This window comes from Mesorhizobium sp. YL-MeA3-2017 (genome assembly GCF_030814575.1).
GTDB lineage: Bacteria > Pseudomonadota > Alphaproteobacteria > Rhizobiales > Rhizobiaceae > Mesorhizobium > Mesorhizobium terrae.
The window spans coordinates 1,834,123-1,845,857 of sequence record NZ_JAUSVH010000001.1 but is presented as its reverse complement, the minus strand read 5'-3'; the positions used below and the strand labels follow the sequence as shown (position 1 = coordinate 1,845,857).

Here is an 11,735-nt window from a genome sequence, read left to right as displayed (position 1 = left end):
TGGTCGGCCGGGAGGCAATCGCTTCCCGGCGCCCATCACCACCCAGCCAATCAATGACCCGATCCCGCGGTTGCGCTCGCGACCGGATGAGGATAACGGGTGCGGCGGTAACCCCGCCACGTGCTCTACAGGAACCGAGACATGGGCAAGGTAACAGGTTTTCTCGAGATCGACCGGCAGGTGCACAAGTACCAGCCGGCATCCGATCGTATCCGGCATTTTCGCGAATTCACGCTGCCGATGTCGCAGCCGGAAGTCGAGAAGCAAGCCGCGCGCTGCATGGATTGCGGCATTCCCTTCTGCCACGGCCCGACGGGCTGTCCGATCCACAACCAGATCCCGGACTGGAACGATCTCGTCTACAATGGCGACTGGGACGCGGCGATCCGCAACCTGCACTCGACCAACAATTTTCCGGAATTCACCGGCCGCATCTGCCCGGCGCCCTGCGAGGAAGCCTGCACGCTGAACCTCGAGGACATCCCGGTCGCGATCAAGACGGTTGAACAGGCACTGGCCGACAAGGCCTATGAGACCGGTTATGTCCGTCCCTATCCGCCGGAGAAGAAGACCGGCAAGAAGGTCGCCATCATCGGCTCGGGTCCCGCCGGCATGGCGGCGGCCCAGCAGCTTGGCCGCGCCGGCCATGACGTGCATGTCTATGAGCGCGAGAGCCGCCCCGGCGGCCTGCTGCGCTTCGGCATTCCCGACTTCAAGATGGAAAAGCACTATATCGACCGCCGCGTCGAACAGATGGCGGGCGAAGGCGTGACCTTCCATTGCGGCGTCAATGTCGGCGTCGACAAGAAGGTGGAGGAGTTGCTCGCCGAGTTCGACGCCGTGCTTTATTGCGGCGGTTCGGAAACGCCGCGTCCTGCCGGCATTCCGGGCGACGATCTCGAGGGCGTGCATGACGCGATGCCCTATCTCGTCCAGCAGAACAAGCGCGTCGGCGGCGAGGACATCCAGTCGGTTGCCTGGCAGTCAGAGCCGATCACGGCCGGTGGCCAGCATGTCGTGGTGGTCGGTGGTGGCGACACCGCTTCCGACTGTGTCGGCACCGCCTTCCGCCAGGGCGCGGTGCGCGTCACCCAGCTCGACATCCGCCCGCAGCCGCCGGAGAAGGAAGACAAGCTCGCCGTATGGCCCTACTGGGCGACCAAGATGCGCACGTCCTCGTCGCAGGCCGAAGGCGCTGAACGCGAGTTCCAGGTGGCGACGTTGGAGTTCATCGGCGAGGAAGGCCAGCTCACCGGCGTGAAATGCTGCGAAGTGGACGAGAAGCGCAAGCCGATCCCGGGTTCGGAATTCGTCATCCGCGCCGATCTCGCCTTCATCGCCATCGGCTTCGCCGGACCGATCGACGGCGCGGTGACCGCTGAACTGGATGGCAAGCTCGACATCGCCACCGACGCACGGCGCTCCAGGAATGTCGCCGCCAACGACAGCGACTACCGCACCAGTGTTGACCGGCTTTATGCCGCCGGCGACATCCGCCGCGGCCAGTCGCTGGTGGTCTGGGCGATCCGCGAGGGTCGCCAGGCAGCGCGCGCCATTGATGAGGCGCTGACCGGTTCGAGCGTTCTGCCGCGCTGACGCGGCCTGGCGCCGGGGCCTTTCAAGGAAATCCGGCGCTTCGTTCTCCCCTTTATCGTAGAGGCTTGTCCGCTTAGGGCCGCAAGGCGCCGGTCTTGTCCGGTGCAGCGGCCGGCTGCGATTTTGGCGACAGCGAGAAGTCGTCCGCCCGGCCGGGCGAAGCGGGCGGCGCGATACCCTGCACCGCCAGTTTTTCGCCGGGAAGCACCAAGGCGGGTTTCGCGGGCGGTGTCGCACCCAAAAGCTCCGAGCCGCCGTCGAGCGCCGGGTCGCCGAGCGCCATCGGCTCGGTGCGGTCGATCGGGATCGGTGCCGCCGCCGGCGGCATCAGCATGCCCGGCGGTGAAGGACTGGCCGGCAGCGCGGCGGGTGCGGCACCGAGCAGCCCTGAAAGCCCGAGGATCTTCAGGAGCGGCTTTTCGGCATAGAAGGCCACCTTGCGCTTGCCGCCGCGCGTCAGGTTGATGCCGTCGTCGCCACGCAGGCGGGCCGGCTGGCCGTTGACGTCGGGACCAGTCGAAACGAAGGCGCCGTTCTCGTCGACGAAGCCGTCCCATATGTCGACGAACTCGCCGTTATAGGCTTCGGCGGCAGCGCGGTAGATGCCGTTGAAGGCCAGCATGTCGGCGGTCATCTTCGAAGGCTTGAAGGCCGGCATGCCGACCCACAGATAGGGCACCTTCGTGCCGGCCAGCGCCTTGGCCAGCGCCTGGGTGCGCAATTCGTAGGCCTTGGTCCACACTTCCGAACGCGGGGTTTCGCGCTCGTCGCCCACCTTCATCTGCTGGCGGTCGTTGGAACCCATCATGACGATGACGGCGGCGGGCTTCTCCGCCGCCACCAGTGCGGCGATCTCCTGCGGCCAATTGTAGACGTCGTCGCGCACGAAGCCGGACGAGCCCTTGGCGCGGTCGACGACCTTGATGGCCGGATTGTTGGCGAAGAACTCGTTCAGCCCTTCGGCAAGGCCGCTGGCCAGGAAGTCGCCAACCACCAGGATGACGCGGGCGTCGGTCGTCTTCTCGACGGCGGTGACCGGCGGCTCGACGGGCTTGCGCACGACCGGCTTCGGTTTGTGCTTCGGCTTCTGCGGCTGGCCGATCTGGCCGGGTGGCACCAGCCGCTCGCTACGGCGGGGAAAGAACAGGTCGCGCAGCGACCACGGCCGCGCCTCCGGGTCTTCCTGGGCGAAGGCCGGCGCCTGCCAGGCGGCGGCGATGCCGACGGCAAGGAAGCCGGCGGCCAGGAGCAGAACCGGCAGGCGGCGCAAAGGTGCCAAGAACCGCGATGCCAAGCTATGCGTCTCCGTTGCCTATGCGGTCATTTCCGCCGCAATACCTTCAGCACTTCCATGCTCGGATGGCCGTCCGGGGTCAAGCCGGCGCTCGACTGATAGGCGGAGATGGCATCCTTGGAGGCCTGGCCGATCTTGCCGTCGAACTTGCCGTCGTAATAGCCGTGCTCGGCCAGGCGCTGCTGCAGTTCCTGTTTCTCGGCGAAGCTCAGTTTGGTGAAGGGCCGGCTCCAGTCGTTGACCAGCGCGCCGCGGCCGGCAATCTGGTCGGCCAGCAAGCCGACGGCGAAGGCGTATTTGTCGGCGTTGTTGTAGCGCTTGATCACCTGGAAATTCTTGATGATCAGGAAGGCGGGGCCTTCGCGGCCGCCCGGCAGCTTCAGTTCGGCGCGGTCGGTGCCGTTCTTGAACGGCTTGCCGCTGGCCCGGGTTACGCCCAGCGCCTGCCATTTCGACAGCGACATGGAGCCGCCCGGCACTTTTCCGTCGGGCAGGGTCACTTCGTAGCCCCAGGTCTTGCCCGACTGCCAGCCGTTCTTCTTGAGCAGGTTCGCGGCGGTGGCCAGCGCGTCCGGCACCGAGTTCCAGATGTCGCGCTTGCCGTTGCCGTCGAAATCCACGGCATAGGTCTGGTAGCTGGTCGGAATGAACTGGGTGTGGCCCATCGCGCCGGCCCAAGAGCCCTGCAGGTGGCTTTCGTCGATGTCGCCCGTCTGCAGGATCTTCAGCGCGGCGATCAGCTGGGTGCGGGCATATTTCGAGCGCTTCTGGTCGCCGTAGCCGAGGGTGGCCAGCGAGCGGATGACGTTGCGCATGACGTCGTCGCGCTTCAGCATCTCGCCATAGTTCGATTCCATCGACCAGATCGCGAGCAGGATGTAGCGGTCGACGCCGAAGCGGGCCTCGATCTTGTCCAGCCACGGCTTCCATTTGCGGGCCATCGCCTGGCCGTTGGAAATCGCCTGCTCATGCACGCGGTTGTCGAAATAATCCCAGGCCGGCGCCGTGAATTCGGGCTGGAAGCGCGCCTTCTGCAGCACTTCCGGGTCGGGGTCCTTGATGTCTCGGAATGCGGCGTCATAGACGGCGCCGGAAACGCCCGCCTGCACCGCGCTGGCGCGGAAGGACGCGACCCAATGACGGAAGCCGGCGTCGGCGAAAGCCGGGCCCGCCGGCAGAATAAGAGCAAGCGAAAGCGCCGCTGCCGAGATCATGCCGGCAAACTTTTTGGCGGCGGTGCGAATGGGCATCATGTCCTCCATTATCATCGCAGGAAGAGCATTCATGGCCGAACCCGGTTAGGATTTGGTTTACCATAGACCCGACGCGAGGCCAAAAGCAGTGCTGATATAATTTTTAATGATTTTTGACTGCAAAGCCCTAGTCTGGCAGCCTGTTCACTAGTCTTCAATTCCGGCATGGAAATGTCGTGAAGCAGGGATTGACCCTGTCATCCGCAATGGATCGTTGATTGATGAAAAGAGTACGCAAGGCAGTTTTCCCGGTCGCCGGCCTCGGCACGCGCTTCCTTCCCGCCACCAAGGCCATCCCGAAGGAGATGCTGACCGTCGTCGACAGACCGGTCATCCAATATGTCGTCGATGAGGCCCGCGAAGCCGGCATCGAACATTTTATTTTTGTCACCGGCCGCAACAAGGCGGTCATCGAGGATCATTTCGACGTCCAGTTCGAGCTCTATGACACGCTCGCCCAGCGCGGCAAGGACGAGGTGCTGTCGCGCCTGCAGCGCCTGCAGCCGGCGCCTGGACAGACCTCGTTCACCCGCCAGCAGGTGCCGCTCGGCCTTGGCCACGCGGTGTGGTGTGCGCGCGACCTGGTCGGCGACGAACCGTTCGCGCTTCTCTTGCCCGACATGATCATGCAGTCTGAAAAAAGCTGCATGAAGGACATGGTCGAGCTCTACGAGGAGACCGGCAACAACATCATCGCGGTGCAGGAGTGCGATCCGCAAGAGACGCACAAATACGGCATCGTCGGGCGTGGCGAGGACACCCACACCGGCTTCCGCATCACCGAAATGGTCGAGAAGCCGAAGAAGGGCACGGCGCCGTCCAATTTCTACATCAACGGCCGCTACATCCTGCAGCCGGAAATCTTCGGCATCCTGGAAAACCAGGAACGCGGCGCCGGCAACGAGATCCAGCTCACCGACGGCATGCTGAAGCTGAAGGACAAGCAATCCTTCTACGGCTATCACTACCAGGGCCGCACTTTCGATTGCGGCTCGCCCGAAGGTTTCATCGAGGCCAATGTCGCTTTCGCGCTCTGGCGCAAGGACGTGAACGGCAACATGGCGAGCGTCATCCGCACATTGCTCGACGAGTTCGAGAAGGCCGGCGTGAAGGCTTCGGTCGTCTGACCGCTTTCCACATCTTCGATCCCTGTCGAAACCGGTCGCCGCAAGGCGGCCGGTTTTGTTTCGGGCCTGCATTTGGTCTTGGGCAGCCTCAGCGCTGCAGCGTCAGCCCCAGATAGACGCTGTTGGTCTTCGAGGGGCGGCCCTCGACATTGCTGCTCAGCCGTTCGTGGCGGAGATACGAGGTGACGCCGAGATAGCGGTTGAGCCACCAGGTGGCGCCGACCTGGCCACTGTAGATCAGGTCGTGGTCGCTGGAGCCGATATAGTCGCGATAGGCGAGGCCAAGGGCGGCGTTGCCGGTCAGGTTGGCGCGCAGCTGGCGTTCGAAGGTGAGGCCGCTGGAATAGAGGATCGAGCCGCTCTGGCCAGGCGTGGTGGTGTCTTCCAGCGTGGTTTCGCCAGTCAGGCCGACGATGGTTCCGCGCACCGGCGACCAGCGCATATTGGCGGCAACGGTGGCGCCCGAAACCGGCTGCAAGCGGTTGTCCTGGAAGGCTTCGCGCATCCAGCCGGCCGAAACCTCGCCGCTCAACTTTTCGCCCATGTCGAGTTCGAGGCCGCCGCGCACGCCAAGCCGGTTGGACGAACGCTCGAAGCCGTTGAGGTCCGCGGTCTGGTCGAAGACGCGCCGGCCGACCTCAATTTCGGTGAAGGGGGTGAGGGCCGGCGAGATCTGGTAACCGCCGCGCAGGGTGGCGGTGTAGAGGGTGGAGTTGCGCGTCTCCTGCGACTGGATGGTGCCGTCGCCCAGGGTGGCGTCGCCAAAGACGTCGCGCTGGGCGGCACCTTTCAGCCCAAGCCGCAGCTTGCCGATGTTCTTCTGGATGGCGAGGCTGCCGTCGAACGTGTTGCGCTGCGGCTGCGTGATCGCGCCCGGCACGCCGGCTGGCGAGGTCGCGCCCTCAGGCGCCGTTTCGTAGCCCAGCTTGGCAATGGCGCGCCAATCATGGTCGAGGTCGACATTCAGCGTTCCCTCGATGCGGCCGCGCCGCTCCTTCACATCCTGGCCGGAGAAGCTCTTGCGGAAGGTGCCATAGCCGTCGATGACGGCCGAATTGGTCGCCCACTCGGACGTCGCGTTGAGACGCAGCGTGCTTTGCGAGATCGTTGCCGAGCGGCCGTTCGCGCTGGAATCGGCATTGGAGGTGGCCAGCACGCCCTGTCCCAGCGAAGGCCGCAGCGTGAAGGAACCGACCTTGATGCCGAGCGGTGCGTAAGGCGTGTCGTCCGGCCGCGCGCGGCCGCCCTCGATAGGGCCGGTGCGTTGGGCGCGGGGGTCGAGCGGTTGGCGATCGGCCAGATCGACGGTTCCCGTGCGCAGGTTACGGTCGACCTCGGCTTCCGCTCCGGCTGCCGCCGCGGTCGCCGTCGCGCCTGGCCGGCGAGGGGCATTGCGCCGCGCCGTCGCGCGGTTGTTTTGCCCGTTGTTCCGCGCGGTCGTCGCATCGTTGCGGTTGCGCTGTCCGGTCGTGTTGGCGCGGGCGGCATTGGCCGCGGGTGTCCTTGCCGAAGCGCCGGCCTGGCGCCGGTTGGTCGTCAGGGGCTGGTCGGCGAAGGGGTCCGCCGGAGCGGCTGCTGCCGCACCGTTGGCGCCGCCATTGTCGGCGGGCAACGCGTTGCCGGCGGCGTCGACATTGCCGGTGGCATCGGCGGGTGCCGCGTTGAGGTCCTGGGGCAGGGCGCCGCGGCTCGTTGGCCGGTAGGCCGGTTCGGCGATGCCGGCCGCAGGTGCTGCAGGCGCGGCCGCGCCGTTGAGCGGCTGGTTCTGCGCGACGCCCGGCTGGTTGGCGGGGGGCAGGGCACCCGGCTGGGCTTGCGGCGTGAACGGGTCGTTGACGGCGCCGCGCAGGTCGAGTTGCTGGGCAAAGGAGGGCTGCATCAAAAGCAATGGCAAAGCCGTCGCCGCCAGCAGCAAAGCGCCGGCGGCCGTCCTTTTCTGGCTGCTCTTGTCAGGCTGGGCCCGCGACATCGTCACCACACATTCGTGGCGCACCCCCGCGCCATGCTTACCGAACCGTAAATTGTGATGGTTAATGGAGTGTTAGGCCGGGGCCTGTTCACGGCCCTGGACGATTGAATTGGACAGATTGTGCATGAAGCGCTAAGCGCTTCGTCCATGCATGCTGCAAGCTTGAAGAGGAAGCGGGCGGACCGTCAGGCCGCGATCGCTTCGGCGCTCAGAACCGTAGCCACCGAACAGGCGGGATTGGCCGCGCTCAGCACGGCCCTTGAAGACGGCCTGGCCGAGCCGTTCGCGCAGGCTGTCGACGCGCTTTCGCGCATCACCGGCCGCGTTATCGTCACTGGCGTCGGCAAGAGCGGCCATATCGGCTCCAAGATCGCCGCGACGCTGGCTTCGACCGGCACGCCGGCTTTCTTTGTTCATCCCGTCGAGGCCAATCACGGCGATCTCGGCATGATCGCGCCGGACGATGCCATCATCGCGCTGTCGTGGTCGGGCGAGAGCTTGGAGCTCAAGGGCATCATCGACTATTCGCGGCGCTTTTCCATTCCGCTCATCGGCCTCACCGCCGGCGAGAAATCGGCGCTGGCGCGCGCCGCCGACGTGGTGCTGGCGCTGCCCAAGGCGCAGGAAGCCTGCCCGCACGGACTGGCACCGACCACCTCGACGCTTTTGCAGCTGGCGATGGGCGATGCACTCGCCATCGCGCTGCTTGAGGCGCGCGGCTTCACGCCGGACCATTTCCGCACCTTCCATCCCGGCGGCCAGCTCGGCGCCAATCTGACGCTGATCTCCGAGATCATGCGCACCGGCGACCAGATTCCGCTCGTTGCGCTCGGCACCAAGATGCCCGAGGCGGTGATGACGCTGGCGCAGAAGAAGGTCGGCTGTGTGTGCGTGGTCGACAGCGACGGCAAGCTGGCCGGCATCGTCACCGACGGTGACCTGGGTCGTAACCTGCACCGCAACCTCGCCGAGACCACGGTCGACAGCATCATGACCCGCTCGCCGAAGACGATCGAGCCGAGCTTGATGGCAGGCGCGGCGATCGCCTTGATCAACAAGCATAATATCGGTGCGCTGGTTGTGGTTGAAAACGGCGTGCCGGTGGGCCTCGTGCATTTCCACGATTTGCTGCGCATCGGCGCGGCCTGACCTTTTTTCATCGCGAAGCCAGTCCTTGAATGACCGCCGGCTTCGCGCCCGAGCGGGAGCAACGTCATGGACGAAGTGATCGAAATCGGCGGTGCGCGCGTGCTGCATTGCGCCAAGGAAGGCGCGCTGCTTGCCCGCGAGGCCGACATCAACGATTTCATCGGGACGGCCTTTTCGCACCAGGCCGATGTCGTCGCCATTCCGGTCGAGCGGCTGGGGCCGGATTTCCTGAAACTCTCCACCGGTCTTGCCGGCGCGACATTCCAGAAGATGGTCAACTATCAGCTGAAATGCGCGATCGTCGGCGATATCGGCGATACGCTGGAACGCAGCGGGCCGCTGCGCGACTTCGTGCGCGAAACCAACAAGGGCAGTTCGATCTGGTTCGTGCCCGGCTTCGAGGTGCTGAAAGAGAAGCTGCTGTTGCGAGCGGGTGCGGCGTAGGTCGTTCACGTAACCCTCCCCACACAGGGGAGGGGTAAAGCTCAGATCTTCTCGACCGTCAGCTCCAGGTCGGTTTCCGCGGCACCTGTCACCTTGACGCGGGTGCCCGCCGGCAGGTCCGGCCCGGAGACACGCCACAGCGTATCGCCCAGCTGGATGCGGCCGCGACCCTCGCGGATCGGCTCGGCCAAAGTCGCGGTGCGGCCGATCATCTGTTCTCCACGCCGGTTGAGCAATGGCTGGTCGCTCTTGGCGTGCTGGCTGCTGAAGAAGCGCTTGCCGGCATAGGCCGACACCAGCGCCAGCACCAGAAAGGCCAGCACCTGCACCTGCCAGGTCCAGAAGGCGGCGTCCCACAGGAGGAGCGAGGCGGCGCCGATCAATAGCGCCGCGATGCCGATCCATATCAGGAAGACGCCGGGGGCGAGGATTTCGGCGACCAGCAGGACAAAACCCAGAACCATCCAGTTCCAGGGGCCGAGTTCGACGATCAAGCGTTCGATCATGGCGTTGTTCCCGACAGCGCTCAGCTTTCGCCGGGCCGCACCAGCGGCGGGCGGGTCGATTGCCGCTGGCTGGTGCCGCCCCGGCCATCGTCCCTGAACACTTCCTTGGCGATCTCGCCGATGCCGCCCAGCGTGCCGATCAGCGAGGAAGCCTCCATCGGCATCAGCACGATCTTGGAATTGCCGGCGGTGCCGATCTTGGCCAAGGCCTCGGTGTATTTCTGCGCCACGAAATAGTTGATCGCCTGCACGTCGCCCTTGGCGATCGCCTCCGACACCACCTGGGTGGCGCGGGCTTCTGCTTCGGCCGAACGCTCGCGCGCCTCGGCATCGCGGAAGGCAGCTTCGCGACGACCTTCGGCTTCCAGGATCTGCGACTGCTTCAGGCCCTCGGCGGCCAGGATCTGCGCGCGCTTGTCGCGCTCGGCCATCATCTGGCGGGCCATGGAATCGACCAGATTGGCCGGCGGGTTGATGTCCTTGATTTCGACGCGGGTGATCTTGACGCCCCAGGGATGCGCCGCCTCGTCGACCACGCGCAACAGCCGCTCATTGATGGCGTCGCGGTTGGACAGGAGTTCATCCAGGTCCATCGAGCCCATCACCGTGCGGATGTTGGTCATGGTCAGGTTGAGGATGGCGTTCTGCAGCCCCGACACCTGGTAGGCGGCCTGGGCGGCGTTCAGGATCTGGAAGAAGGCGATGCCGTCGACGCCGACAATGGCGTTGTCGCGGGTGATGATTTCCTGGGTGGGAACATCGAGCACCTGTTCCATCATGTTCAGCTTGGCGCCGATGCGCTCGAAGATGGGGTTGATGATGTTCAGGCCCGGCGTCAGCGTCTTGGTGTAGCGGCCAAAGCGCTCGACCGTATGGTTGTATCCCTGCGGCACCGTGCGGATGCCCTTGAACAACAGGATGAGCACCAGGGCGACCAAAACAACGATCGCAATGTCGAAACCCGTGAAACCGCTGACGTCCATTCGGCTCTCCCTCAATTGCCTCACAAAACACTTAAGTGTGTTTCAGCGCCGTTACAATCGAAAGAGGCGGTAGGGATTGGGATGCCGCTTCGTGGCGGCCAGCCGAAGTCTCGGCGAAAGCTTAAATCCAGCCGGCCAGTTCGCGGCGCGCCAGCGTCTCGATCACGTCCATGCCTTCGGGACTGTCGTTGAGGCAAGGGATGTGGGCGAACTTCTCGCCGCCGGCGTGCAGGAAGATTTCCCGCGCCTCCTGCGCGATCTCTTCCAGCGTCTCGATGCAGTCCGAGGAAAAGCCGGGATTGACGACGGCGATGCGCTTCACGCCTTCCTTGCCGAGCCGCTCCATCGTCTTGTCGGTGTAGGGCTGCAGCCATTCCTGCGCGCCGAAGCGCGACTGGAAGGTGGTGATCAGCTTCTTCTCGCTCCAGCCCAGCCTTTCGCGCAAGAGCCGCGTCGTTTCCAGGCAATGCGCCTGATAGGGATCGCCCTTGTCGGAATAGGGTTTGGGAATGCCGTGATAGGAGGCGGCAATCACCTCCGGTTCGAAATCCAGCGTGGCGAGGTGCTTTTCGATCGAGCGGGCGAGCGCGTCGATATAGACGGGCTCGGCATAGTAAGGTGGCACTGAGCGGACCGCCGGTGCCCGCCGCAGCTTCATCAGCGCGCGAAACAGCTGGTCGTTGGCGGTCGCTGTCGTGGTCGCCGAATATTGCGGATAGAGCGGGAAGGTGAGGATGCGGTCGCAGCCCTGGCCGACCAGCTTTTCGACGACCGCGCGGGTCGAGGGGGTGCCATAACGCATCGCCCAGTCGACGCTGACATTGTCGAGGTCGGCGAGACGCTCCGTCAGTCTTTCGCTCTGCCCGCGCGTATAGGTGCGCAGCGGCGATTCGTTCTTCTCGCGGTTCCAGATCTTGGCGTAGTTGGCGCCCGATTTCTTTGGGCGCGTCGTCAACACCAGGCCGTAGAGGATCGGATACCAGAGCCAGCGCGGCATCTCGATGACGCGCGGGTCGGATAGGAATTCGCGCAGATAGCGCCACATCGGCCCGTATTCGGTGCCGTCGGGCGTGCCGAGATTGACCAGCATCAGGCCGACCTTTTGCGGTGCGGCGTTGGGCAGGCTGCCGGCAGGCGCGGCGGCGGCTTTGGGGTCGGTGGCGAGCGTCATGGCAGTGTATCTAGCAGCGGCGTCGCAGGTTGCAATGTCGCGTCTGGCCGCACCTTTGCGCCAATCCACCCTCTCCCCTTGCGGGAGAAGGTGGCCGAGCCGCAGGCGAAGCCGCCTTAGGTGAGGTCGGATGAGGGGTGTTGGACGGAGCGCGACATTCCCCGACATAGCTCGTCAGGACAGGGCGGTTCCCTTGCGCCGCCTCATTCCTTGCAACACCCCTCATCCGTCTTGTCGCTGCGC

General features: G+C 65.0%; 10 protein-coding genes. 4 read left to right on the top strand and 6 right to left on the bottom strand.

The features are described from left to right. Positions 1-141: 141 nt before the first annotated feature. Complete coding sequence (locus tag QFZ88_RS08670; protein WP_024925850.1) at positions 142-1,596, top strand: glutamate synthase subunit beta; 1,455 nt, start codon at positions 142-144, stop codon at positions 1,594-1,596. Between the two features lie 73 nt (positions 1,597-1,669). On the opposite strand, the gene QFZ88_RS08665 is transcribed toward QFZ88_RS08670, so the two are convergent. Next, positions 1,670-2,890 carry a DUF459 domain-containing protein gene (locus QFZ88_RS08665; protein WP_024925849.1) on the bottom strand — a complete coding sequence of 407 codons (1,221 nt, stop codon included), beginning with the start codon at positions 2,888-2,890 and terminating at the stop codon, positions 1,670-1,672. A 26-nt stretch (positions 2,891-2,916) separates the two neighbouring features. Then, complete coding sequence (locus tag QFZ88_RS08660) at positions 2,917-4,140, bottom strand: lytic murein transglycosylase (protein ID WP_024925848.1); 1,224 nt, start codon at positions 4,138-4,140, stop codon at positions 2,917-2,919. A 224-nt stretch (positions 4,141-4,364) separates the two neighbouring features. Between QFZ88_RS08660 and galU the strand changes: the two genes are divergently transcribed. Beyond that, positions 4,365-5,270, top strand: a complete 906-nt coding sequence (galU, locus tag QFZ88_RS08655; RefSeq protein ID WP_024925847.1) for a UTP--glucose-1-phosphate uridylyltransferase GalU — start codon at positions 4,365-4,367, stop codon at positions 5,268-5,270. A gap of 88 nt (positions 5,271-5,358) precedes the next feature. On the opposite strand, the gene QFZ88_RS08650 is transcribed toward galU, so the two are convergent. Then, positions 5,359-7,239, bottom strand: a complete 1,881-nt coding sequence (locus QFZ88_RS08650; protein ID WP_024925846.1) for an outer membrane beta-barrel protein — start codon at positions 7,237-7,239, stop codon at positions 5,359-5,361. Positions 7,240-7,386: 147 nt separating this feature from the next. Here QFZ88_RS08650 and QFZ88_RS08645 point away from each other — a divergent pair, with 147 nt between their 5' ends. Both QFZ88_RS08645 and QFZ88_RS08640 read left to right on the top strand, forming a co-directional pair. Beyond that, the gene (locus QFZ88_RS08645) at positions 7,387-8,388 is read left to right on the top strand and encodes a KpsF/GutQ family sugar-phosphate isomerase (protein WP_024925845.1); all 1,002 of its coding nucleotides are present in this window, start codon (positions 7,387-7,389) and stop codon (positions 8,386-8,388) included. Positions 8,389-8,454: 66 nt separating this feature from the next. After that, complete coding sequence (locus QFZ88_RS08640; RefSeq protein ID WP_024925844.1) at positions 8,455-8,832, top strand: DUF4180 domain-containing protein; 378 nt, start codon at positions 8,455-8,457, stop codon at positions 8,830-8,832. A 41-nt stretch (positions 8,833-8,873) separates the two neighbouring features. On the opposite strand, the gene QFZ88_RS08635 is transcribed toward QFZ88_RS08640, so the two are convergent. From QFZ88_RS08635 to hemH, 3 genes are all read right to left on the bottom strand, one after another. Next, positions 8,874-9,338 carry an NfeD family protein gene (locus tag QFZ88_RS08635; RefSeq protein ID WP_024925843.1) on the bottom strand — a complete coding sequence of 155 codons (465 nt, stop codon included), beginning with the start codon at positions 9,336-9,338 and terminating at the stop codon, positions 8,874-8,876. Between the two features lie 20 nt (positions 9,339-9,358). Next, entirely contained in the window at positions 9,359-10,321 is a 963-nt protein-coding gene (locus QFZ88_RS08630; protein WP_024925842.1) for an SPFH domain-containing protein, read from the bottom strand. 121 nt (positions 10,322-10,442) lie between these two features. Then, positions 10,443-11,492, bottom strand: coding sequence for a ferrochelatase (gene hemH, locus QFZ88_RS08625; RefSeq protein ID WP_024925841.1), 1,050 nt, complete (start codon positions 11,490-11,492; stop codon positions 10,443-10,445). Between the last annotated feature and the right edge of the window lie 243 nt (positions 11,493-11,735).

Coding starts and splice junctions, on each gene's coding strand:
- QFZ88_RS08670 (WP_024925850.1), top strand. CDS start 142: ATGGGCAAGGTAACAGGTTTTCTCGAGATCGACCGGCAGGTGCACAAG.
- galU (WP_024925847.1), top strand. CDS start 4,365: ATGAAAAGAGTACGCAAGGCAGTTTTCCCGGTCGCCGGCCTCGGCACG.
- QFZ88_RS08660 (WP_024925848.1), bottom strand. CDS start 4,140: ATGCCCATTCGCACCGCCGCCAAAAAGTTTGCCGGCATGATCTCGGCA.
- QFZ88_RS08645 (WP_024925845.1), top strand. CDS start 7,387: ATGCATGCTGCAAGCTTGAAGAGGAAGCGGGCGGACCGTCAGGCCGCG.
- QFZ88_RS08650 (WP_024925846.1), bottom strand. CDS start 7,239: ATGTCGCGGGCCCAGCCTGACAAGAGCAGCCAGAAAAGGACGGCCGCC.
- hemH (WP_024925841.1), bottom strand. CDS start 11,492: ATGACGCTCGCCACCGACCCCAAAGCCGCCGCCGCGCCTGCCGGCAGC.
- QFZ88_RS08630 (WP_024925842.1), bottom strand. CDS start 10,321: ATGGACGTCAGCGGTTTCACGGGTTTCGACATTGCGATCGTTGTTTTG.
- QFZ88_RS08640 (WP_024925844.1), top strand. CDS start 8,455: ATGGACGAAGTGATCGAAATCGGCGGTGCGCGCGTGCTGCATTGCGCC.
- QFZ88_RS08635 (WP_024925843.1), bottom strand. CDS start 9,338: ATGATCGAACGCTTGATCGTCGAACTCGGCCCCTGGAACTGGATGGTT.